Genomic DNA, 22,622 nt, shown 5'->3' with positions numbered 1-22,622 from the left:
AGCGCCGGGTGGCGCAAGCGGCAGGAACGCTTTCATTGGCCGGCGCGGATCTGCAGCAGGTAGCCGAAGCCGCGCACGGTCATGATCTCGACATCGCTCTCCTCGAGCTTCTTGCGCACGCGGTGCACGTAGACCTCGATCGCGGTGTCGCCCACGGTATCGCCGCCTTCGCCGGCGGGGTGGGCAAAGGTGGCCAGGTGGTCCTGCAGCTGCGCCTTGCTGACCACGCGGCCCTGGCGCTGCAGCAGCAGCTCGAGCACCGCGAACTCGCGCGGCGACAGTTCCAGCGGCCGGGCGTCGATGAACATGCGGCGGTCGTTGCCGGACAGGCGCAGGCGGCCCAGGCGCACGTCGCGCTCGGGCGCGGCCTCGCCATGCTGGCTGCGGCGCAGCAGCACGCGCACGCGCGCTTCCAGCTCGGGCAGGGCGAAGGGTTTGATCAGATAGTCGTCGGCACCGGCGTTCAGGCCCGAGAGCTTGTCTTCCAGCTCGTCGCGCGCGGTCAGGATGATGACCGGGGTGGTGCGGTTGCGGGCGCGGTAGCGCGCCAGCAGGGTCATGCCGTCGATCCCGGGCAGGCCCAGGTCGAGGATGACCAGGTCGTGCTGCTCTCGCAGCAGGTGTTCGGTGGCATAGACGCCGTCGTGGACGACGCGTACCTGGTGGCCGGCGCGGGACAGGCCGGCTTCGACGCCGCTGGCAATCTGGCGGTCGTCCTCGATCAGCAGGATACGCATGGCGGCTCGGGCAGGAGGTTGGGCATGGCTGGAAGGAGGGCCCATGCAGCACACGCAGGTGCGGGCCTGCCGCAGATTGTACTAGGCGCGGACCGCTGCTTCCTTACGGTTTGCCTACATCCGCCCGGATATCTGCTGCCGCGCAGGCTCTCATTCCGGCACCACCAGCGCCGCCGCGGCGCGCTCGATAAAGTGGGCCAGGTCGATGTCGCGCTGCGTGAGGCCATTGGCGTCGTGGGTCGACAGCGTGATGTCGACGCGGTTGTAGACGTTGAACCACTCGGGATGGTGGTCGGCCTTGTCGGCCTGGATCGCCACGCGCGTCATGAAACCGAAGGCGGCATTGAAGTCGTGGAAGGTAAAGCGCTTGAAGATCGCGTCGCGGTCCTGGACTGTGGTCCAGCCGGGCAGTTCGGCGAGCAGCGTGGCTCGGGCTTGCGGAGAAAGAGGGGTCATGGTGGGCTCGATCTAAGTCTTGGAAAATCGGCAGGCAGCGTCCGAGGACGCCGCCAAAGCGGACAGCCGGCCCGCCCGCGCCGTGGCGGCGGGCATGCCGGCATTGTTTCACAAAGCGGGAAGCGGGGCAGGTGCCCTCGGACTCAGATGTCGTCGGTGTCGGCCCAGCCTTCGCGGGTGCCGACATTGATCACCTGGTCGCCCGGCACTACGTCGCCGGCGCCTAGCGTAGGCTGCGCGCGCAGTTCCTGGTACAGCGGGGCGAAGTCCGGCCGGGTCGCGTCGAACAGCTGCTCGAAGCTGTCGATCACGAAGTAGGTCTTCTGGAACGTGTCGATGCGATAGCGTGTGCGCATGATGCGGCGCACATCGAAGCCGATCCGGTTGGGGCTGGCCGAATCCAGGCTGTAGATCGATTCGCCCTGGCTCGACACGATGCCCGCGCCGTAGATGCGCAGCCCTTGCTCGGTGCGGATCAGGCCAAACTCCACCGTGTACCAGTACAGGCGCGACAGCATGTCGAGCGCACCCATGCCGGCCGCCTTCAGGCCGCCCTTGCCGTAGGCCTCCATGTAGTCGGCAAAGACCGGGTTGATCAGCAGCGGCACATGGCCGAACACGTCGTGGAAACAGTCCGGCTCCTGCAGGTAGTCCAGCTGCTCGGGCTTGCGCATCCACCAGCTGGCCGGGAAACGGCGGTTGGCCAGGTGCTCGAAGAACACCTCGTCCGGCACCAGCCCGGGCACGGCAACCACCTGCCAGCCGGTGGCGCGCATCAGGGTCTCGTTGAGCTGGCCGAAATCCGGCACGCGGTCCTTCTCCATGCCCAGCGTGGCCAGGCCTTGCAGGAATTCGTCGCTGACCCGGCCTTGCAGCATCGACGCCTGGCGCTCGTACAGCTTGCGCCAGATGGCGTGGTCGGTGCTGGTGTAGCGGTGCACCGGTTGCGCGATGGTGAAGTCGGGGCGCAGCGACTGGCCGGACAGCAGGCCTTCGTCGAACTGTTCCCGCAGCTTGTCGGTGAGGGTGCCCTGGAAGGCGGCGGGGGCTTCGGCGGCCATGGAGGGTGCGGACATGGGTTTGTGTCTCCTGTTATGCGTGATCGCTGCGGCGCGGCAGCCTCAAATGCGGATTTACTGCGTAGTTTAGTGACGGTATGCCGCATATATGCCGCAAAATCGGCTTGTCTCGAGTCCATCGTGCATGTAACGTGCGTGATGCGATGACTCAGTGCGGAATTTGTGTATGACTGCCCAAAGCGTCTCTCTCGACCCCTTCGACCTGGCCCTTCTGGCCGCGCTGCAGGCCGACGGCCGCTCCACCCACCAGCAACTGGCCGAGCGCGTGCATCTGTCGCCCAGCCAGGTCGGCCGCCGCCTCGCGCGGCTGGAAGCCGATGGCGTCATCACCGGCTATCGCGTCAGCCTGTCGACCCAGGCCTTGGGGCTGGGCGTGCTGGTCTTTATCAGCGTCAAGCTGGCGCACCACGGCGACACCATCGTCGAGCGCTTCCGCGAGGAAATCCTGCTGCTGGAAGAGGTGCAGGAGTGCTACTCGGTGGCGGGGGAGGCCGATTACCTGATCCGCGTGGTCGTGCCGGACCTGCCGACGCTGGCGGAATTCACCATGAAGCGGCTGATGCGGGTGCCCGGCGTGGAGAGCGTGCGTTCCAATATCGTGCTGACCGCGATCAAGTGCGAGGGGGCGCTGCCGCTGTCGCACCTGCGCTGAGCCGGCACTCTGAGTCGGCACGGAATCCGCGTTGAATCTTTTTCCCGGGGCGCCTTGCAGGATTGCGCGCCGGTGTTGCACTCCTGTGGCGTGCGTGTCACCCTCGCCGGGTGCCACAAAGTGGCGGAAAAGGGAGGGATGGCAGGATGAAGGGAATCGTCGCCGGAGCCGGTCGGAACCCTGGCAGGAAGCAGCCAGCGCGCGCGTCTTGCGCCGCGGCATTGGCGCTGGGCGCCGCGCTCGCACTGCTCGCCGGCGTCCAGCCTGCCGGGGCCGCCCAGGTCACCCGCTTTTCGCCGGAAGGCACGGTGGGGCAGGTCAGGCAGGTGGCGATCCGCTTCGACGAGGCCATGGTGCCGATGGGCGACGTGCAGGCCGCCGCGCCCGCCGCCGTGTCCTGCACCGGCGCCAGCACGAGCGGCCAGGCTCGCTGGGTGGATGCCAAAAACTGGGTCTACGACTTCGCCAGCGATCTTCCGCCCGGGGTGCGCTGCAGCGTGCGGATGCGCACCGGGCTGAAAAGCGTTGCCGGTACCGCCTACGCCGGCAAGCCGGAATACCGTTTCGAGACCGGCGGCCCGACCGTGATCGCCAGCCGGCCGTCCGGCGGCGAGATCGAGGAAGACCAGGTCTTCGCGCTGCGCTTCAACGGCCCGGCCACGCCGGTGTCGGTACGAGAACACGCCTGGTGCCAGGCGCAAGGGTTGGGCGAGCGCATCCCGGTGCGGCTGCTCGCTGGCAAAGAACGCGACGACCTGCTCGCGGCGATCCACTGGACCAGGCTGGCCAGGCCGGCGCCCGATGCCGTGCATCTGCTTGCCTGCCAGCAGCGGCTGCCGGCCGCGGCGCGCGTGCAGCTGGTGCTGGGCGCGGGCATCGCCACGCCGTCTGGGGTGGCCACGCGCGACGAGCGCCGCTTCGACTACACCGTGCGCGAACCCTTTACCGCCAGCTTCAGCTGCGAGCGCGAGCACGCGCAATCGCCATGCACGCCGCTGCGGCCGATGTCGGTCACGTTCTCGGCCCCGGTGCCGCGCAAGCTGGCGGAGCGGGTGGTGCTGAAAACACCGTCGGGCCCGCGCGCGCCGCAGTTCGATCCCGACCTGGCCCCGGATGCCAGCGTCAGCGCGCTGAGCTTTGCCGCGCCGTTCGCGGAGAAGGCGCAGTTCACCATCGAGATACCAAAGGAAATGAAGGACGACAGCGGCCGCACGCTGTCCAATGCCGACCTGTTCCCGCTCAAGGTCGCCACTGCATCCATGCCGCCCCTGGCCAAGTTCGCCGCCGCGCCGTTCGGCGTGGTGGAGCGCTTCGGTGAGCTGCCGCGCGGCAAGGCGCCCGCCGACTATCCGCCGCTGTTGCCGGTGACGCTGCGCAATGTCGAGGCCGATCTTGCCGTGCGTGGCATTCAGGCGCGTGCCGGCACGGTGATGAAACTGCGCGTGGACGACGATGCCGCGGTGATGCAATGGCTGGGCCTGGTGCGCCGTATGCATGAGTCCAGCTATACCCGCGGCGAGCTCGACGCGGTGCTGGCGGGCCGTTCGCCGTACCGCGTCAGCAATCCGCGCAACGCGGTGCCGATCGAGACGCGCTCGGTGTCGCTGCTTGAGCGCGCGTCCGGCGTGCAGAAGCTCGCCGTACCCAAACCATCGGGCGACGGCCCGCGGCCGTTCGAGGTGGTCGGCATCCCGCTGCCCGAGCCAGGCTTCCACGTGGTCGAGATCGCTTCGCCGATGCTGGGCGCGGCGCTGCTCGGCAAGCGCGCGCCGATGTACGTGCGCACCGCTGCGCTGGTGACCAACCTGGGCGTGCATTTCAAGCTGGGACGCAGCCTGGGCAACGAGGACGACGGCAGCCGCAGCGGCCTGGCGTGGGTCACGGCGCTCGACGACGGCAAGCCGGTGGCCGACGCCGCCGTCGCGGTGCGCGACTGCAGCGGGCGCCTGCTGGGCGAGGGCCGCACCGACGCGAGCGGCGTGGTGCGCTTTGCCAGGCTGGAAGCCGTGCCGGAATCGAATTGCGACCAGAACGGGTTGTCCGGCTATTTCGTGTCGGCGCGCATCGCCGCCGCACATCCGCAGGCCCGTGGCAAGGCCGACATGGCTTTCGTGATGTCGGACTGGAATCGCGGCATCGAGGCCTGGCGCTTCAATGTGCCCACCGACACCGGCATCGCGCCGACGGTGCGCGCGCATACCATCTTCGACCGTACCTTGCTGCGCGCCGGCGAGACCGTGTCGATGAAGCACCTGATCCGCGCCGAGACCGCGCAGGGCTTTGCCTTGCCGCCGGCCAGCCGCCCGCTGCCGACGCGCGTGGTGATCCGCCACGACGGCAGCGGCCAGACCTACGAGCTGCCGCTGCAGTGGCGCCCGACCGCCACGGGTGGGCGCAGCGCGGAAAGCACGTTCCAGGTGCCGCCTGCGGCCAAGCTCGGCGTCTATACCGTCGAGCTGGAAACGCAACCATCGCAGCAGACGCAGCAGGGCGAGGGCGCGAGCGGCCGCAACGAAGGCTCGCGTACCTATCCCAGCGGCAGCTTCCGCGTCGAAGCGTTCCGGCTGCCGGTGCTTGCCGGCACGCTGCAGCTGGCCGGCAAGGCCGGCGCCGCAATCGCGCCGGCCGAGCTGCCGGTCGGCGTGGAAATCCACTACCTGTCGGGCGGCGGCGCGGCCGGGTTGCCGGTGCGCGTATCGGCGCTTCTGCGCGACAAGAGCGTCAGCTTCCCCGGCTATGACGAGTTCTCGTTCAACCCGCCGCGTCCGCAGCGCGAAAGCGTCAGCGGCGACGAGGAAATGGATGACGCGGACCAGGCCGACGACGGCCAGAAACTGGTCGCGGACAAGCTGCCGCTGACGCTGGACAAGAGCGGCAACGGCACCGTCACGCTGCGCAAGCTGCCCAAGACCGACGCGCCGCGCGACCTGGTGCTCGAGGCCGGCTTTTCCGACCCCAACGGCGAGATCCAGACGCTGCGCCAGACCGTGCCGCTGTGGCCGGCCGGCGTGGTGGTCGGCATCCGTACCGAAGGCTGGGTCTCGGTGAAGCAGAAGCTGGCGGTGCATGGCGTGGTGCTGGATCTCAGCGGCAAGCCGGTGGCCGATGCCCCGGTCAAGCTCAATGCGCGCGCGCGCATCACCACCTCGGCGCGCAAGCGCGTGGTCGGCGGCTTCTACCGCTATGACAACCGCACCGAGACGCGCGACCTCGGCACCGTGTGCGAGACCCGCACCGATGCGCAGGGCCGTGCGCGCTGCGAAGTGGCGCTGGAGCAGGCCGGCCAGGTCGAACTGGTGGCAAGCGCGCGCGACAAGGAGGGACGCACCGCGCAGGCCGCTTCGACGGTATGGGTCACGCGCCAGGGAGAACTGTGGTTCGGCGGCGAGAACCACGATCGCATCGACCTGCTGCCGGAGAAGAAATCCTACGCGCCGGGAGACACCGCGGTGTTCCAGGTGCGCATGCCGTTCCGCCACGCCACCGCGCTGGTGGCGGTGGAGCGCGAGGGCGTCTACCAGACCCAGATGGTCGAGCTGCATGGCAGCGATCCCACGGTGCGCGTGCAGGTCAGGGCGGAGTGGGGGCCCAATGTCTACGTCTCGGTGCTGGCACTGCGCGGGCGCTTGCATGAAGTGCCGTGGTATTCGTTCTTTACCTGGGGCTGGCGCCAGCCGGGCGAGTGGTGGCGCGCCTTCCGCAGCGAAGGCCGCGAATACGCCGCGCCCACGGCACTCGTCGACCTGTCCAAGCCGGCGTTCCGGCTGGGGCTGGCCGAGATCAGGGTAGGCAATGCCGGACATCGGCTGGATGTCGCGGTGACTCCCGACAAGACCACCTATCCCGTGCGCGGCAAGGCGCGCGTGGCGATCCAGGTCAGGTTGCCCGACGGCAAGCCGGCCGCCAATGGCGAAGTCGCGCTGGCCGCGGTCGACCAGGCACTGCTGGAGCTGATGCCCAACACCAGCTGGGACCTGCTTGATGCCATGCTGCAGCGGCGCAGCTATGGCGTGGAAACGTCGACCGCGCAGATGGAAATCATTGGGCGCCGCCACTACGGGCGCAAGGCGGTGCCCGCCGGCGGTGGCGGCGGCAAGAGTCCGACGCGCGAGCTGTTCGACACGCTGCTGCTGTGGAACCCGCGCGTGCAGCTCGATGCCGAAGGCCGCGCCAGCCTGGAAGTGCCGCTCAACGACTCGCTGACCAGCTTCCGCATTGTCGCCGTGGCAGACCTGGGCTTGGGCCGCTTCGGCACCGGCAGCGCCACCATCGCCGCCACGCAGGACCTGCAGGTGATCTCGGGCCTGCCGCTGCTGGTGCGCGAGGACGATCGCTACCGCGCCATGTTCACGCTGCGCAATACCACGAAGCGCGCCATGACGGTCCAGGCGAGCGCGCGCGCCACGCTGCTCGGCAACGACGGCACGCTGCCGGCGCAGACCGTGCAGATTCCGGCGGGTGAAGCGCGCGAGATCGGCTGGGACGTGACCGCGCCCACGCTGCTGGCATATGCGCGCAGCGGCACCGTGATGTGGGAAGTGCAGGCGAGCGAGCAGGGCGGTGGCAAAGCCGGCGACCGCATCAAGGTCTCGCAGCAGATCGTCCCCGCGGTGCCGGTGACGGTGCAGCAGGCAACGCTGGCGCAGGTGGCGCCGTCGCTGTCGGTGCCGGTCAAGACGCCGCCGGGGGCGCTGGCGGATCCTGCCGGCAAGGTGCGCGGCGGGCTGCAGGTGAACTTCCAGTCGTCGCTGGCGGGCGGCATGCCGGGCGTGCGCGAATGGTTCCGCAACTATCCGTTCACCTGCCTGGAGCAGCGTGCCTCCAAGGCGATCGGCCTGAACGACACGGCCGCGTGGGAAGCGCTGATGACGCAGTTGCCGTCGTACCTCGATGCCAACGGGCTGGCTTCGTATTTCCCGCTGGCTTCGGATAGCGACCATGGCAGCGAGGTGCTGACCGCCTACCTGCTGGCGGTAACCGACGAGGCCGCGCGCGCCGGGTTGGCGCTACGCATTCCCGACGCGCAGCGCGCGCAGATGGAGCGCGGACTGGCTGACTTTGTCGCAGGCCGCATCCGCCGCGACAGCTGGTCGCCGGTGGGCGGCACGCAATACCTGGAGGTGCGCAAGCTGGCCGCGCTCGAAGCGCTGTCGCGCACCGGCCACGCGCAGCCGCGCATGCTGGATGCGATCCAGATCCTGCCGGCGCAGTGGCCGACCTCGGCGCTGCTCGACTGGACGCTGCTGCTGACGCGCATGACCGATATCCCACAGCGCGACCAGCGGCTGGCCGAGGCGCAGCAACTGCTGCGCTCGCGCCTGACGGTGCAAGGCACGCGGCTGGCATTCTCCACCGAGCGCAACGACAACTGGTGGTGGATGATGGCCGGCGGCGATACCAACGCCGCGCGGCTGCTGGCGCTGGCGACTGAACTGCAGGGCTGGAAGGAAGATGCGCCACAGCTGGCCACCGGCCTGATCGGCCGGCAGGTGCGCGGCGCCTGGGGCACCACCACCGCCAATGCGTGGGGCATGCTGGCGGTGACGCGCTTTGCGCAGGTGTTCGAGAAGACGCCGGTGGCGGGCAGCACGCGCGTCTCGGTGAGCAATGTCGCCGATGGCACGCGCAGCTTCGACTGGGCCCGTGCGCAGCGCAACGACGGCGTGGCGCAGGGCAGTGTCGACCTGCCGTGGCCGGCAGGCGCGGACGGCGGCACGCTGCAGGTCGAGCAGGCCGGCGCCGGCCATCCGTGGGCGACGGTACAGGCGCTGGCCGCGGTGCCGGTCACCGCGCCGCTGGCTGCCGGCTACCGCATCAAGCGCACCGTGACGCCGCAGGAGCAGTCGGTGTCGGGCAAGTGGTCGCGCGGCGACGTGTACCGCGTCAAGCTCGAGATCGATGCGCAGGCCGACATGACCTGGGTGGTGGTCAGCGACCCGGTGCCGGCCGGCGCCACCATCCTCGGCGGCGGCCTGGGCCGCGATTCGCAGATCGCCACACGCGGCGAGCGGCGCAAGGGCGTGGCCTGGCCGGCCTATACCGAACGCACGCCGCAGGCGTATCGCGAGTACTTCGGCTACCTGCCCAAGGGCACAGTGTCGGTCGAGTACACGGTGCGCCTGAACAACGCCGGCGAGTTCTCGCTGCCGCCGTCGCGAGTCGAAGCGATGTACGCGCCCGATGTCTTCGGCGTGGCGCCGAATGCGCGGCTGGTGGTCGGGGCACGTCCATGAGCTGGATCGCGCTGAGGATGCCGGCGCGGGTGCGCGAGTGGTGGCTCGCGGGCGCGCTGGCGGGCGTGATCTATGGCGCCTTGCTGGTGCAGGTGTCGATGGAGCTGCCCGAGGGCACGCCATTGACCGGGCAGATCGCCATGCAGCCGTTGTGGAAGACTGCGATGGCGCTGCTGCTGGCGCGTGCCGCGTGGTTCCACCGGCCGCTGCCGGAACGGCGCTGGCTGGTGGCCGCGCTGGTGTGTTCGGCCATCGGCGACTTTCTGCTGGCGGTGCCCGCGCTGTCGTATTCGTTCGTGGGCGGGCTGGGTGCCTTCCTGCTCGCGCACCTTGCGTACCTGCGGCTGCTGGTGCCGCTGGCCGGCGACCTGCGCCCGCACCGGCTGATCGCATGCGGCGCCATGCTTGGCGTAGCCGGGACCATGCTGGGCCGCTTCTGGCCCAATCTCGGCACGCTGGCGGTGCCGGTGTCGCTGTATGTGGGCGTGCTTGCGGCGATGGCGTGCAGCGCGCTGGTGGCGCGGCTGCCGACGCCGCTGGCGGCGCTGGGCGCGCTGTGCTTTGCCGCATCGGACATGATGATCGGCATCGCGCGTTTCCTGGTGCCGTTCGAGACCTTCGCGCTGGGCATCTGGTGGACCTATGCCGCGGCGCAGGTGCTGCTGGTGGCGGGCATCGTGTCGGGACGGTCTCAGTCATGAGGCTCATGAAGGCGCGAGCCGTGCGGCTGGCCTGGCTGGCGCTGCTGCCGCTGCTGTGGAGCGGCCATGCCGCCGCGCTGCCGGCCTTCGCGCAGGTGCGCGACGACTGGCGCAGCGCCGACGTGGTCGTGCTGGACCGCCACGGCGATGTGGTCGGCCGGGTACGCGACGACTTCCGCGCGCGCCGCGGCGACTGGGTCACGCTGGCGCAGACTTCGCCGGCATTGCGCACGGCTATCGTGCTGTCGGAAGACAAGCGCTTCTACGTGCATAGCGGCGTCGACTGGCAGGGAGTGGCCGCGGCGGCGTGGGCCAACCTGTGGAACACGCGCACGCGCGGCGCCTCCACGCTGACCATGCAGCTGGCCGGACTGCTGGGCGACGACCTGCGCCGGCCCGGCGCGGCAGCGCAGGGGCGCAGCTTCACGCAGAAGGTCGGCCAGGCCGCGGGCGCGGCGATGCTGGAGCGCAGCTGGAGCAAAGACCAGATCCTCGAGGCGTACCTGAACCTGGTGCCGTTCCGCGGCGAACTGGTCGGGCTGTCGGCGATGTCGCAGGTGCTGTTCGGCAAGTATCCGGAAGGGCTCGATGCGCGCGAATCGGCGCTGGCGGTGGCACTGGTGCGCGCGCCCAATGCGCCGGCCGTGCAGGTGGCGCGCCGGGCCTGTGGCATCCTGCGCGAAATGCGGCTGCCGCGCCAATGCGAAGGGCTGGAAGGCTTCGCGCAACTGGCGCTGCTGCGCACCGGGCCGGTGGCGCAGCGTAACGCCGCGGCGCTTGCGCCTGCGCAGCCGCTTGCCTCGCTTCCAGCTCCGCATCTCGCGCGCCGGCTGGTCAGCGACGCGCGCGCGCAGCTGGCGCCGGACGCGCTCATGCCCGCGCGCATCGTATCCACGCTCGATGGCCGCCTGCAGCGCATGGCGGCGGCAAGCCTCGACCGGCACCTGCGAGAGCTGGCCGGGCGCCATGTCGAGGATGGCGCGGTGGTGGTGATCGACAACGCCAGCGGGGACGTGCTCGCCTATGTGGGTTCGTCTGGCGAACTGTCGTCGGCCGCGCAGGTCGACCACGCCGCCGCGCTGCGCCAGGCCGGCTCGACGCTCAAGCCCTTCCTTTACGCGCAGGCGCTGGAGGAACGGCGCCTGACCGCGGCTTCGCTGCTCGACGACCGGCCGGTGAACCTGCCGGTGGGCGGCGGACTGTATGTGCCGCAGAACTACGACCACCGCTATGCAGGCTGGGTCAGCACGCGGGCGGCGCTGGCGGCATCGCTGAACGTGCCGGCGGTACGCACGCTGGTGATGGTGACTCCGCACCGCTTCCATAAGCGGCTGGTGGCGCTGGGACTGCCGCTGACCGAGGCGGGCGACTACTACGGCTACAGTCTGGCGCTGGGCAGCGCCGACGTGTCGCTGCTGGCGCTGACCAATGCCTACCGCGCGCTCGCCAGCGGCGGACGCTATGCGCCGCCGCGGCTGCGCGAAGGTGCAGCTGGGGTTGCGCCAGTGGCGGTCATGCAACCGGCCGCGAGCTACGTGATCGGCGATATCCTCGCCGACCGTCACGCCCGCGCGCGCACCTTCGGCCTCGACAGCCCGCTGACCACGCGCTTCTGGACCGCGGTGAAGACCGGCACCAGCAAGGACATGCGCGACAACTGGTGCATCGGCTGGTCGCAGCGCTATACCGTGGGCGTTTGGGTCGGCAACGCCAGCGGCGCGGCCATGCGCGACGTTTCCGGCGTGTCCGGCGCGGCGCCGGTGTGGCATGAAGTCATGGAAGCGCTGCACCGCGCGCAAGGCAGCCGCGCGCCGGAGATGCCCGCGGGCGTGCAGCGCGTGGCCGTGGATTTCGATGATGGCCTCGAACCTGCGCGGGAGGAGGTGTTCCTCGCTGGTACGGCCATCACGCGCGTGAGCGTGGGCAAGCCCGCGGCGGCGGCCAGTACCGCTCCGGCGATCGCCAACCCGGCCAACGGCACCGTGTTCGCGCTCGACCCCGACATGCCGCCCGCGTCGCAGCGCGTCTGGTTCCAGGCGGAAGGCGTCGCCGGCCAGTCCGCGCGCGCGGTCAGCTGGCGCATGGACGGCAAGACGCTCGGCCGCGGCGCGGAGGTGGCGTGGCTGCCATGGCCGGGCCGCCATCAGGTGGAACTGCTCGACGCGGCGGGCAAGGTCGTGGACCGGATCGGCATCGAGGTGCGCGGCGCATCAGTGCGGGCGCCGTCCACGCCTGCCAGGCGCTGACATCGCTGCGCGGCGGTCCCGCATAATGGCCGCTTCACCATCCAGCCGGAGCGCCCGCATGTCCCTGGTACCCCTCGATGCCGCCAGCACGGCGGCCCGCCTGCCGTATCCCGAACTGGCGCGCGCCATCGCCGACATGCTGGCCGAGCTGCGCGACGGCACGGCCATGGCGCCGCCGCGCATTGCGCTACCGGTGGGCAATGCGGAACACGGCGAGGGCACGTTGCTGGTGATGCCGGCGCGCAACCGCAACCTGGTGATGACCAAGAACATCACCGTGCACCCCGGCAACCCCGGGCGCGGGCTGCCCAACATCCTCGGCGAAGTGGTGGTGGCCGACGCGCATACCGGCGCGCGGCTTGCCATGCTCGACGGACCGACGGTGACCGGCCGGCGCACCGCAGCGGTGTCACTGCTGGCGGCGCAATGCTTCGCCGCGCGCACCGGCGGCGAACTGCTGATCGTGGGCGCCGGCGTGCAGGCGCTGACGCACCTGGAGGCCTTTGTCGCCGGGTTGGGCGTGCGCAAGGTGTGGCTGCAATCGCGCACGCGCGGCAAGGCCGAGGCGCTGGCCGTCCAGGCGCGTACGCTGGGCGTCGATGCCGAAGTGGCCGACACCGTTGCCGCGGTGCTGCCGCGCGTGTCGATGGTGGTCACGGTCACGTCCAGCCGCAGCCCGGTGCTGCCCGATCTGGACAGCGGGCTCTGGCGCGACGACCACTTTATCGCGGCTGTGGGCGCCTTCCGCCCCGACATGTGCGAGCTGCCGCCGCAGCTTTGCCATGCGGCCGCGGACCATGGGCGCCTGCTGGCCGATACGCTGTTCGGCATCGAGGACGAGGCGGGCGACCTGCTGCAGGCGGGCATTGACTGGGGCACCGTGCAGCCGTTCGAGACGGCGATCTTGCAGGCGGATGCGATCCGCGCGCGCGGCGGCAGCCCGCTGGTGTTCAAGAGCGTGGGCTATGCGCTGTGGGACCTGGCGGCGTGCGTGCTGGCCAGCCGCGCCTGACGCCGGCCGCCTGGCTGTTCAGCCCGCCCGGGCGCGCAGCCAGTCGCTGAACAAGGTACGCGCCGGTGCCAGGAAGCGGGCGATCGGCTCGCTGCGGTCGCTGGCGTACCAGTGGATATAGCAGCCGTGCAGCGTCGCCACGATCAGGCGCGACATCTCGGGCGGCAGCGGCTGGCCCGGCAGTGACAGCACCTCGGCCAGGTCGCGTACATGCGCGTCCCAGCTGTGCCGGATCTGCTCGCGCACGCTGGCCGGCACGCCGGCGGAGAACAGCAGGCCGAGCACCACGCCCTTGGCCTCGGGATTGGCCGTGAAATAGGCGGCGACTTCGTCGAACAGGTTTTCCAGCCGCTGCGGTGGCGTCTTGCCGTCATGCCTGGCGACACTCCCAAGCTCATGTCCGAAGTCTTCGAACAGGCTGGTCGCGGCCTGCGCCAGCAGCATTTCCTTGCTGCCGAAATGCCAGAGCAGGCTGCTCTTGGCCACGCCGGCTTGCGCGGATACCTGATCAAGCGTCACTTCGGAGTAACCATGTGCGCTGATCAGCTCACGAGCGACGGCAAGGATCCGGTCGCGGGTTTCCAGGCCGCGGCGGTTCTTGATCGCTGCGGGCGGGGACTTGGTGGACGGGGTCGTCGATGACGGCATACGAGGCGGGGCAGATTTCAGAATTTTCAGGCCGGCTGCGATTTGACAGGAGAAGCGCTCTCCAAGCAAACTGCGTTATTGTACTGAATGTTCAGAACAATGTTGGCGCGACCTCGCCGATAGCGCCTGAAGGAGACCCGCATGTCGTACCGGACTTCCACTGCCGCGGCCTTCGCCGCAATCCTGGCTTTCGCCGGCGCTTCCGGATCAGCCAACGCCGCGCCTACACCTGCCAACCCGGCCAGCGACACCACGGCCCGCGCCCAGGCCGCCGTGCTGCAGCAACTGCCGTTCCAGAACCAGCGCGATTTCGAGGACGCGCGCCGGGGGTTCATCGGCACCATCGACAGTGGCAAGATCCGCGACGCGCAAGGCGGGGTGGTGTGGTCGCTGGATTCATACCGCTTCCTCGACATGGATGCCGCACCGGCGACGGTCAATCCCAGCCTGTGGCGGCAGGCCCGGCTGAACATGAACCATGGCCTGTTCCAGGTGACCGACCGCATCTACCAGATCCGCGGGTTCGACATCTCCAACATGACGATCATCGAAGGCGACAATGGCCTGATCATCATCGACCCGCTGACCGCCACCGAGACCGCCCGCACGGGCCTGGAGCTGTACTACAAGCACCGCCCGCAAAAGCCGGTGGTGGCGGTCATCTATACGCACAGCCATGCCGATCACTTCGGCGGCGCCAAGGGCGTGATCAGCGAGGACGACGTCAAGGCGGGGAAGGTCAAGGTGCTGGCGCCCGAAGGCTTCATGGAAGAGGCGGTCAGCGAGAACGTCTTTGCCGGCAACGCGATGAGCCGCCGCGCGCAGTACATGTACGGCACCAACCTGCAGCGTTCGGCCACCGGACAGGTCGATGCCGGGCTGGGCAAGGCGGTAGCGCATGGCACGCTGACGCTGGTGCCACCGACCGACCTGATCACCAGGACCGGCGAAACCCGCACCATCGACGGCGTGCAGATCGAATTCCTGATGGCGCCCGGCACCGAGGCCCCCGCCGAGATGCTGATGTACCTGCCGCGGTGGAAGGCGCTGTGCGCGGCCGAGGATGCCACCCACAACCTGCATAACCTGTACACCATCCGCGGGGCGCAGGTGCGCGACGCCAACCAGTGGTGGCGCGCGCTGGACGAGACCATCGACCGCTTCGGCGGCCGCGCGGAGGTGCTGTTCGCGCAGCACCACTGGCCGACCTGGGGCCGCGACAACATCGTCACTTACCTGGGCAAGCAGCGCGATGGCTATAAGTACATCCACGACCAGTCGCTGCGGCTGGCCAACCTGGGCTACGTGCCCGCCGAGATTGCCGAGCGGGTGAAGCTGCCGCCGTCGCTGGCCTCCGAATGGCACCTGCGCGACTACTACGGCACCGTTAGCCACAACGCGAAGGCGGTCTACCAGCGCTATCTCGGCTGGTACGACGCCAACCCCGCCAACCTGAACCCGCTGCCGCCCGAGGAGGCCGGCAAGCGCTATGTCGAGTACATGGGCGGCGCGGCGCGCGTGCTGGAGCAGGCGCGTGCGTCGTATGCGCGCGGCGAGTACCGCTGGGTGGCCGAGGTGCTCAAGCACGTTGTCTTTGCCGACCCGGGCAACCAGGCCGCGCGCCGGCTGCAGGCCGATGCGCTGGAGCAGCTCGGCTACCAGGCCGAGTCGTCGACCTGGCGCAATGCCTACCTGACCGGCGCGGCCGAGCTGCGCGACGGCGCGCCCAAGTCAACGCGCCGCACCGCGAGTCCCGACGTGCTGCGGGCGATGACCGACACCATGTTCCTGGACTATCTGGCGATCAGCCTCAATGGCGACCGCGCCGCGGGCAAGACTGTCGCGATCAACTGGATCCAGCCTGACACCGGCAAGCGCTACGCGCTGACGGTCGAGAACGGCGTGTTCCGCTACAAGGCCGGCGCGCAGCATGCCGCACCGCAGGCCACGCTGACGATGCCGCGCGCCGTGCTGACCGGCGTGCTCACGGGGCAGACCACGCTGCAGGCGGAGACCCGGGCCAGCCGCGCCAAGGTCGATGGCGATCCGCAGGCGCTCGCCGCATGGGTGGCGCTGATGGACAAGTTCGAGCCGAGCTTCGCCATCGTCACGCCCTGAGCCCGGCACCCGCCGCGCGGGGAAGGGTGTCAGGCGCGCGCTGTTGCGCAGCCGGCCCCTAAAACCTCGTATCTTTCAGGGTTTTTTCCGGCGCGCGGCATAAAGCGTTGCGCCGATGCAGCGTTTACCCGGCCTGGTCACGCTGCTGCCCGGGGTTTTTTAGGGGTTAACCCTTCCTTTAGGGGGCGTCCTCTACGAATCTGTATCGTCGGTGAAACAGCCTGCTCCCACACGCCGGATAATGCATGCGGCAGTAAATGAATGAGGAGTAAGAGGACTATGAAACCGAATTACAAGAAGATGCTGGCGGCTGGCGCTGTCATGGCGCTGGCGGGAGCCGCACAAGCACAGTCGGCCGGCAGCAATATCGTCAGCCTGGGGTGGTTCCGCGTGATGCCGAACAGCTCCGCCGATCCGATGACCGTCGACAGTATCAATGGCCGGCCGGTCAACATGACCCGCGCCAATACCGGCGCCGATATCGAGAGCGCCGACACCCTGGGCCTGGCGTTCACGCACTTCTTCACGGACAACATCTCGGGCGAGCTGGTCGCCGGCATTCCGCCCAAGCATGACGTCACGGGCACCGGCGATTACGCCAAGTACGGCAAGCTCGGCTCGGTCAAGCAGTGGAGCCCGGCGCTGCTGGTCAAGTACCACTTCTTCGACGCCAAGACCAGGTTCCGCCCGTATGTCGGCATCGGCGTCAATTACACCTGGTTTACCGACGAAACCATCACCAACCAGCAATTCGTCGATGGCGCGTTCGGCATCCCCGGCGCCAGGATGACCGCCAGCGCCAAGCCGTCGTGGAACCCGGTGTTCAACATCGGTGCCAACTATGCGATCAACGACAACTGGTTCCTCGGCCTGTCGGTGTCGTACCTGCCGCTGTCGACCACAGCCACGCTGACCACGCAGGCCGGGCCGGTGACGATTGTTTCGCACACCAAGATCAAGATCGATCCGGTGGTGACATTCCTGAGCGTGGGCTACCGCTTCTGAGCGCGGCGCCACGGACCAAATGTGAAAAGGGACGCCCGGGGCGTCCCTTTTGCTGCAAGCCTGCCGCTTACGACACTTACGACACCGACTTGACCGGATAGCCGGCGTCTTCGATGGCGTGCCGCAATGCCTGCGTGTCGGCGCCGCTGTCCACGCGCACGGCCTGGGTCGGTACATCCGCGCTGACCTTGGCGGCCGGATCAACGGTCTGCACCGCACGCGTGATGGCGCCGACGCAATGGTTGCAGGACATGCCTTCGACCTGGAACTGGATCATGCTGGAAACCTCCTGAAGGGTTGAATGGCGGCACGGCGCCGCGACAGACATAGTGTGAACCTTGCCATGGTGGGAAGCGCAAGGGGATATCCGAAGTGGCGTGAAATGCTGTTCCGGCCTTGACCTTCCCATGATGGTAAGGTCCATGATGCTGACATCGACACTGTGGATGATGCAGAACCATGAGAAGTTCCAGCGCTGTGCTCGCCCCGCAACCCGCCAAAGGCCTCGCTGATGCGCCCGAATGGCGCCTGCCGGTCGATGGCATGACCTGCGCCTCGTGCGTGCGCCGCGTGGAGAAAGCGCTGGCGCGCGTGCCGGGCGTACACGACGTGGCCGTCAACCTTGCCACCGAGGCCGCCACCCTGCATGCCGACTCCGCTGCCGTGCTGCCGGCCGCCGCTCGCGCCGTGGCCGATGCCGGCTATGCGGTGCCGCAGGACACCGTCGAGCTGCAAGTCAGCGACATGACCTGCGCGTCATGCGTCTCGCGTGTGGAAAAGGCGCTGCGCGCCGTGCCCGGCGTGGTCGAGGCGCACGTCAACCTGGCCACCGAACGCGCCACGGTCACGGTGCTGCGCGGCACCGCCGATGACGCCGCGTTGGCCGCCGCCGTGACGCGCGCGGGCTATGGGGCCATGCCGGCGGCTGGTGCCGAAGCCGGCGCAGTCTTGTCGACGCAAGCCGCGCCAGCGTTCTGGGACGGCCCCTGGCCGGTCGCGATCTCGGCCGCGCTGTCGCTGCCGCTGGTCGCGCCGATGGTGCTGGCATGGTTCGGCGTGCACTGGATGCTGCCGGACTGGGTGCAGTGGCTGCTGGCGACGCCGGTGCAGTTCGTGTTCGGCTGGCGCTTCTACAAGGCCGGCTGGAAGGCGGTGCGCGCCGGTGCCGGCAATATGGACCTGCTGGTGGCGCTGGGCACGACCGCGGCGTACGGGCTGTCGCTATGGCTGATGTGGCGCACGCCTGCCGATGCCATGCCACACCTGTATTTCGAAAGCGCGGCGGTGGTGATCACGCTGGTGCGGCTCGGCAAGTGGCTGGAGACGCGCGCCAAGCGCCAGACCGCCGAGGCCATCCGCGCGCTGGCGGCATTGCGCCCCGATACCGCGCGCGTGCGCCGCGGCGGCGAGGAAGTCAGCGTGCCGCTGGCTTCGGTGCGGGTCGGCGACGAGGTGGTGGTGCGCCCGGGCGAGCGCATCCCGGTCGATGCCGAGGTGACCGAAGGCAGCAGCCATGCCGACGAATCGATGCTGACCGGCGAGAGCGTGCCGGTGCCCAAGAAGCCGGGCGACCGGCTGACCGGCGGCGCGATCAACTTCGAAGGGCTGCTGGTGGCGCGCACCGTTGCCGTCGGCGCCGAGACCGTGCTGGCGCGCATCATCCGCATGGTCGAGCATGCACAGGCGGCCAAGGCGCCGATCCAGCGCATGGTGGACCAGGTCAGCGCGGTGTTCGTGCCGGTGGTGCTGGTGATCGCGCTGCTGACGGTGCTGGGCTGGGGCCTGCTGGGCGGAAACTGGGAAGCGGCGCTGCTCAACGCGGTGGCGGTGCTGGTGATCGCCTGTCCGTGCGCGCTGGGGCTGGCCACGCCCACCGCGATCATGGCGGGCACCGGCGCCGGCGCGCGTGCCGGCATCCTGATCAAGGACGCCGAGGCGCTGGAGGTGGCGCATCGCGTCAGCGTGGTGGCGTTCGACAAGACCGGCACGCTGACGGTCGGCAAGCCGGAGGTGGTGGCGCTGCATGCCGCCGATCCTGCCGATGCCGACGGCGGTGCGCTGCTGGCGCGTCTGGCCGCGCTGCAGGCCGGCAGCGAACACCCGCTGGCGCGCGCGGTGCTGGCCGCGGCGCAGGTGCGCGGCATCGCCGTGCCCAAGGCAGGCAATGTCCAGGCGCTGCCGGGGCGCGGCATTGCCGGCGTGGTCGACGGCCAGGCGCTGCAGCTCGGCAGCGAACGCCTGCGCGAATCGCTCGCTGCTGAAGCGGGTACGCTGGCGCCGGTGGCGCAGCGGCTGCGCGATGAGGGCCGCACCGTGTCGTGGCTGGTCGAGACCACCCCACCGCGCGTCGCCGGGCTGGTTGCGTTTGGCGATGCGATCAAGCCGGGAGCGCCCGAGGCGATTGCCCGGCTGCGCGCGGCGGGTGTGCGCACCGTGATGCTGACCGGCGACAACGCCGGCGCGGCGGCGCGGGTGGCGCGCGAGCTTGGCCTGGACGACGTGCAGGCCGAGGTGCTGCCCGAGGACAAGGCCGCGCGCGTGCAGGCGCTGGGCCAGGGCGGTGCGGTCGTGGCGATGGTCGGCGACGGCATCAACGATGCGCCGGCGCTGGCGGCGGCAGATGTCGGCATCGCCATGTCCACCGGCACCGACGTGGCCATGCACGCCGCCGGCATCACGCTGATGCGCGGCGACCCGGCGCTGGTGGCCGATGCGCTGGCGGTCTCGCACCGCACCGTGCGCAAGATCCGGCAGAACCTCTTCTGGGCATTTTTCTACAATGTCGTCGGCATCCCGCTGGCGGCGGCAGGGCTGCTGAACCCGGTGGTGGCCGGCGCGGCGATGGCGTTCTCCAGCGTCAGCGTGGTCGGCAATGCCTTGCTGCTGCGGCGCTGGCATCCGCAATCCGGCGCGGCAGCCACGGCACGGGGAGGCAAGCGATGAATATCGGCGAAGCGGCGCAGGCGTCGGGCGTGTCGGCAAAGATGATCCGGCACTACGAATCGATCGGGCTGGTGGAGGCACCGCCGCGCACCGAGGGCGGCTACCGGCGCTATGACGAACGCGCGGTGCATACCTTGCGCTTCGTGCGGCGCGCCCGTAATCTGGGTTTCTCGCTCGACGAGATCCGCGACCTGCTGTCGCTGTGGCGCGACCGCGGGCGCGCCAGCGCCGACGTCAAGGCGCTGACGCTCCGGCACGTGGCCGATCTGGAGCAGCGCATTGCCGAGCTGGCGGCGATGCGCGATACGCTGCGGCAGCTGGCGCAGCATTGCAGCGGCGACGAGCGGCCTGATTGCCCGATCCTGGCCGATATCGCGGACGTGCCTGACACTGGCGACGCACGCCACGTGGCGCAGGCAGGACAGGGCTGTCACTGATCGCCTTTTGGCCTTCTGGGGCAGTCACGCAGCATGCAAACAACAATGCCGGCGCACACGCCGGCACGGCCGTTGAGGAGACCGTAGCGCATGGCACAACCGATGACGGACGATCCCGCTTCCGCTGGCGCCGCTGGCGCCGCTGGCGCTGCCGGGGCCCTGGGCACCACTACCGCCGCTGGCCCCGCCATTGCGCACGCACCGGTGCAAAGCCGCCAGCGTATGCGCGACGGCACCGAACTGCTGCTGCGCAGCTGGCTACCCGATCCTGGCCGCTTTGCAGAACCGCTTGGCTCGGTGCTGCTGGTGCACGGGCTTGCCGAACACGCCGGGCGCTACCAGCACGTCGCCGAACTGCTGTGCGGATTGGGATTGCGGGTACGCGCGTTCGACCTGCGCGGCCACGGCGCCAGCGGCGGCGCGCGCATGGTGGCCGATCATCCTGACATCTATCTGGAGGACCTGGCCGAGATCTACGACGCCGCGCTACATGGCTGGAACGAGCTGCCGATCCTGCTTGGCCACAGCATGGGCGGGCTGATCGCTGCGCGCTTTGCCACGGCGCGCGTGCGTCCGGTGCGCGCGCTGGTGCTGTCATCCCCCGCGCTGGCGTTGCGGCTGGCGCAGCCGATGCTGGCGCTGCACCGCGTGCTGCTGACGCTGGCGCCGCGCCTGCGCGTGCCCAACCCGATCGACGCGCGGCACCTGTCGCACGATCCGGCCGTGGTGGCGGCCTACCGCGCCGACCCGCTGGTGCAGACCACTATCACCGCCAGCGTTCTGGAGAGCTTTATCCGCGGCATGGCGCAGGCACAGGCCGACGCCGCGCGGCTGGAGGCGCCGATGCTGATGCTCGTCGGCGGCGCCGACCGCGTGGTCGATCCGGCGGGCAGCCGCAGCTTCTTCGACAATGCGCCGCCCGACCTGCGCGATGAGGTCTGGTATCCGCACGGCTTCCACGAGATCTTTAACGAAGCCCAGCCGCTGCGCGGCGAAGTATTTGCGGCGCTGAGCGACTGGCTGCGGCGGCACCTGCAACCCTCTGCGACCCCTGCGCCGCCATCGGCCTAAGTCCGGAATACCGTCTCCGCCACGCCGAACACCGCGGCTACCACCGGGTCGTCGCGGCGGGTTGCCAGGCAGACCAGCGTCAGCTCGGTCTGCACGGACATGCCCTCGACGATCACCAGGCCGTGTGCGTGCGACTCGCGCAGCGCAATCGAATCGCGCACCAGCGACAATCCCACGCCGGAGCGAACAAGATCCAGCATCGATGCTTCCTGGTCCACGTGCGCGACCTTGGGTACGCCGGCTGCGTCGACACCCGCCTGCGCGAAGCGCTCGCACAGCAGGCGGTGATGCGCCGACTCGGGCGGCGTCCAGATCCATGGCAGTGTCGCCAGCTGCGCCCATGAGCGCAGCGCGGTGCGTTCTTTCCAGCCTTTGGGCGCGACAACGTAGTACGAGAAGGGCGTCAGCGTGAGCGCATGGAAGCTCGCGTCGGCCGGCTGGCCCAGGTAGAAGCCGACGTCGAGCGCGCCGCTGCGTACCTGTTGCAGCACCCAGCCCGACATGCCATGGCGCAGCTCGGTGCCGATCTGCGGGTGGCGCTCGACCAGTGTGCGCAGCATCGGTCCCAGCCGCGTGAATTCCGGATCGAGGATGGTGCCTATCGCCAGCCGCCCGCGCACCGTGTGATGCATGGCATTGACGGTGAGCTGCAGGTCGCCCACGCCGTCGAGGATGCGCTCTGCCAGCGGCAGCAGCGCAGCGCCGTCAGCAGTCAGCGTCAGGCCGGCGGCGGTGCGTTCGAACAGCTTGATGCGCCACGCCGACTGCAGCGCCTTGAGCTGAAGACTGACCGCGGGTTGGGTCAGGTGCAGGCGCTGCGCGGCGCGGGTCAGGTTGCCTTCGCGTGCGACGGCAACGAATGCGCGCAGATGATGGAGGTCCAAGGCAATGGGGGCGTTCGCTACGCTGCGTGGTGCAGCGCAATATTTAGCGCGGCTTATATTGCGTTTGACGATAAATCATTGGACGGGACGGTGCAACTGCACCAAGCTTGCGCTCATCACGGCCCGCTGCGCCATGCGCGGCAAACGATGTTGCGGCGATGCCATTACCGCGCGCAATGATGCGGCCGATCTTCGATATCCAGAATGAAGCAGGAGTGGACGTGGAAGACATCCTTGCAGAAGCCAGCGCTGTGCAAACTACCGTTGGACATTTCATCGGCGGCCGTCAGGCACGTGGTGCCTCGCAACGCCTGGCCGATATCTTCAACCCTGCCACCGGCGAAGTTGCCGCGCGCGTGGCGCTTGCTACCGCGCAGGACGTTGCCGAGGCCGTGGCCGC

Annotated in this window: 16 protein-coding genes and 1 pseudogene; 11 read left to right on the top strand and 6 right to left on the bottom strand. The window is 69.3% G+C overall.

Annotation, left to right across the window (positions count from 1 at the left end):
- Positions 1-32 precede the first annotated feature (32 nt).
- From J8I82_RS18525 to phhA, 3 genes are all read right to left on the bottom strand, one after another.
- Complete coding sequence (locus J8I82_RS18525) at positions 33-737, bottom strand: response regulator transcription factor (RefSeq protein ID WP_209760072.1); 705 nt, start codon at positions 735-737, stop codon at positions 33-35.
- Positions 738-887: 150 nt separating this feature from the next.
- On the bottom strand, positions 888-1,193 hold the full coding sequence (locus tag J8I82_RS18520; RefSeq protein WP_209760070.1) for a 4a-hydroxytetrahydrobiopterin dehydratase: 306 nt from the start codon (positions 1,191-1,193) through the stop codon (positions 888-890).
- Between the two features lie 143 nt (positions 1,194-1,336).
- Entirely contained in the window at positions 1,337-2,269 is a 933-nt protein-coding gene (gene phhA, locus J8I82_RS18515) for a phenylalanine 4-monooxygenase (RefSeq protein ID WP_209760069.1), read from the bottom strand.
- 169 nt (positions 2,270-2,438) lie between these two features.
- Between phhA and J8I82_RS18510 the strand changes: the two genes are divergently transcribed.
- The 5 genes from J8I82_RS18510 (at position 2,439) to J8I82_RS18490 (ending at position 13,116) form a co-directional block, all read left to right on the top strand.
- Positions 2,439-2,924, top strand: a complete 486-nt coding sequence (locus J8I82_RS18510; RefSeq protein WP_029046491.1) for an Lrp/AsnC family transcriptional regulator — start codon at positions 2,439-2,441, stop codon at positions 2,922-2,924.
- A gap of 146 nt (positions 2,925-3,070) precedes the next feature.
- Positions 3,071-9,157 carry an alpha-2-macroglobulin family protein gene (locus J8I82_RS18505; protein ID WP_209760067.1) on the top strand — a complete coding sequence of 2,029 codons (6,087 nt, stop codon included), beginning with the start codon at positions 3,071-3,073 and terminating at the stop codon, positions 9,155-9,157.
- Positions 9,154-9,858, top strand: coding sequence for a lysoplasmalogenase (locus tag J8I82_RS18500; protein ID WP_209760064.1), 705 nt, complete (start codon positions 9,154-9,156; stop codon positions 9,856-9,858). The genes J8I82_RS18505 and J8I82_RS18500 overlap by 4 nt, the downstream gene beginning before the upstream one ends.
- Positions 9,859-9,863: 5 nt before the next feature.
- Positions 9,864-12,104: a penicillin-binding protein 1C gene (pbpC, locus tag J8I82_RS18495; RefSeq protein ID WP_209760062.1), complete on the top strand. Its 2,241-nt coding sequence runs from the start codon at positions 9,864-9,866 to the stop codon at positions 12,102-12,104.
- A 58-nt stretch (positions 12,105-12,162) separates the two neighbouring features.
- Entirely contained in the window at positions 12,163-13,116 is a 954-nt protein-coding gene (locus J8I82_RS18490) for a delta(1)-pyrroline-2-carboxylate reductase family protein (RefSeq protein WP_209760059.1), read from the top strand.
- Between the two features lie 18 nt (positions 13,117-13,134).
- On the opposite strand, the gene J8I82_RS18485 is transcribed toward J8I82_RS18490, so the two are convergent.
- Positions 13,135-13,764 (bottom strand): TetR/AcrR family transcriptional regulator, encoded by a 630-nt coding sequence (locus tag J8I82_RS18485; RefSeq protein ID WP_209760057.1) that lies wholly within the window; start codon positions 13,762-13,764, stop codon positions 13,135-13,137.
- 141 nt (positions 13,765-13,905) lie between these two features.
- Here J8I82_RS18485 and J8I82_RS18480 point away from each other — a divergent pair, with 141 nt between their 5' ends.
- Complete coding sequence (locus J8I82_RS18480) at positions 13,906-15,882, top strand: alkyl/aryl-sulfatase (RefSeq protein WP_209760056.1); 1,977 nt, start codon at positions 13,906-13,908, stop codon at positions 15,880-15,882.
- A gap of 279 nt (positions 15,883-16,161) precedes the next feature.
- Positions 16,162-16,887: an OmpW/AlkL family protein gene (locus J8I82_RS18475; protein ID WP_209760054.1), complete on the top strand. Its 726-nt coding sequence runs from the start codon at positions 16,162-16,164 to the stop codon at positions 16,885-16,887.
- A 76-nt stretch (positions 16,888-16,963) separates the two neighbouring features.
- On the opposite strand, the gene J8I82_RS18470 is transcribed toward J8I82_RS18475, so the two are convergent.
- Entirely contained in the window at positions 16,964-17,164 is a 201-nt protein-coding gene (locus J8I82_RS18470) for a heavy-metal-associated domain-containing protein (protein WP_209760052.1), read from the bottom strand.
- Between the two features lie 182 nt (positions 17,165-17,346).
- Between J8I82_RS18470 and J8I82_RS18465 the strand changes: the two genes are divergently transcribed.
- From J8I82_RS18465 to J8I82_RS18455, 3 genes are all read left to right on the top strand, one after another.
- The gene (locus J8I82_RS18465; RefSeq protein WP_280907462.1) at positions 17,347-19,830 is read left to right on the top strand and encodes a heavy metal translocating P-type ATPase; all 2,484 of its coding nucleotides are present in this window, start codon (positions 17,347-17,349) and stop codon (positions 19,828-19,830) included.
- A complete protein-coding gene (gene cueR, locus J8I82_RS18460; RefSeq protein WP_209760049.1) occupies positions 19,827-20,267 on the top strand; it encodes a Cu(I)-responsive transcriptional regulator in 441 nt (146 codons plus the stop codon). Before J8I82_RS18465 ends, cueR begins: the two co-directional genes overlap by 4 nt.
- A 90-nt stretch (positions 20,268-20,357) precedes the next feature.
- A complete protein-coding gene (locus tag J8I82_RS18455) occupies positions 20,358-21,338 on the top strand; it encodes an alpha/beta hydrolase (protein ID WP_209760047.1) in 981 nt (326 codons plus the stop codon).
- Here J8I82_RS18455 and J8I82_RS18450 read toward each other — a convergent pair.
- A complete protein-coding gene (locus J8I82_RS18450; protein ID WP_209760045.1) occupies positions 21,335-22,222 on the bottom strand; it encodes a LysR family transcriptional regulator in 888 nt (295 codons plus the stop codon). The genes J8I82_RS18455 and J8I82_RS18450 overlap by 4 nt on opposite strands.
- Positions 22,223-22,443: 221 nt before the next feature.
- Here J8I82_RS18450 and J8I82_RS39365 point away from each other — a divergent pair.
- Positions 22,444-22,622: pseudogene (locus tag J8I82_RS39365) on the top strand (methylmalonate-semialdehyde dehydrogenase (CoA acylating)); the annotation flags it as partial.

Origin of the sequence: Cupriavidus consociatus, assembly GCF_017814975.1 — a bacterium.
Classification (GTDB): Bacteria; Pseudomonadota; Gammaproteobacteria; order Burkholderiales; family Burkholderiaceae; genus Cupriavidus; species Cupriavidus consociatus.
Note: the sequence above shows the minus strand (reverse complement) of the source record. Positions and strands in the feature narration are given on the sequence as shown.

Bases quoted from the DNA above. Each gene is read 5' to 3' on its own strand.
- J8I82_RS18505 (WP_209760067.1), top strand. From the start codon at position 3,071: ATGAAGGGAATCGTCGCCGGAGCCGGTCGGAACCCTGGCAGGAAGCAG.
- pbpC (WP_209760062.1), top strand. From the start codon at position 9,864: ATGAAGGCGCGAGCCGTGCGGCTGGCCTGGCTGGCGCTGCTGCCGCTG.
- J8I82_RS18510 (WP_029046491.1), top strand. From the start codon at position 2,439: ATGACTGCCCAAAGCGTCTCTCTCGACCCCTTCGACCTGGCCCTTCTG.
- J8I82_RS18480 (WP_209760056.1), top strand. From the start codon at position 13,906: ATGTCGTACCGGACTTCCACTGCCGCGGCCTTCGCCGCAATCCTGGCT.
- J8I82_RS18500 (WP_209760064.1), top strand. From the start codon at position 9,154: ATGAGCTGGATCGCGCTGAGGATGCCGGCGCGGGTGCGCGAGTGGTGG.
- J8I82_RS18485 (WP_209760057.1), bottom strand. From the start codon at position 13,764: ATGCCGTCATCGACGACCCCGTCCACCAAGTCCCCGCCCGCAGCGATC.
- J8I82_RS18455 (WP_209760047.1), top strand. From the start codon at position 20,358: ATGGCACAACCGATGACGGACGATCCCGCTTCCGCTGGCGCCGCTGGC.
- cueR (WP_209760049.1), top strand. From the start codon at position 19,827: ATGAATATCGGCGAAGCGGCGCAGGCGTCGGGCGTGTCGGCAAAGATG.
- J8I82_RS18525 (WP_209760072.1), bottom strand. From the start codon at position 737: ATGCGTATCCTGCTGATCGAGGACGACCGCCAGATTGCCAGCGGCGTC.
- phhA (WP_209760069.1), bottom strand. From the start codon at position 2,269: ATGTCCGCACCCTCCATGGCCGCCGAAGCCCCCGCCGCCTTCCAGGGC.
- J8I82_RS18490 (WP_209760059.1), top strand. From the start codon at position 12,163: ATGTCCCTGGTACCCCTCGATGCCGCCAGCACGGCGGCCCGCCTGCCG.
- J8I82_RS18520 (WP_209760070.1), bottom strand. From the start codon at position 1,193: ATGACCCCTCTTTCTCCGCAAGCCCGAGCCACGCTGCTCGCCGAACTG.
- J8I82_RS18470 (WP_209760052.1), bottom strand. From the start codon at position 17,164: ATGATCCAGTTCCAGGTCGAAGGCATGTCCTGCAACCATTGCGTCGGC.
- J8I82_RS18465 (WP_280907462.1), top strand. From the start codon at position 17,347: ATGAGAAGTTCCAGCGCTGTGCTCGCCCCGCAACCCGCCAAAGGCCTC.
- J8I82_RS18475 (WP_209760054.1), top strand. From the start codon at position 16,162: ATGAAACCGAATTACAAGAAGATGCTGGCGGCTGGCGCTGTCATGGCG.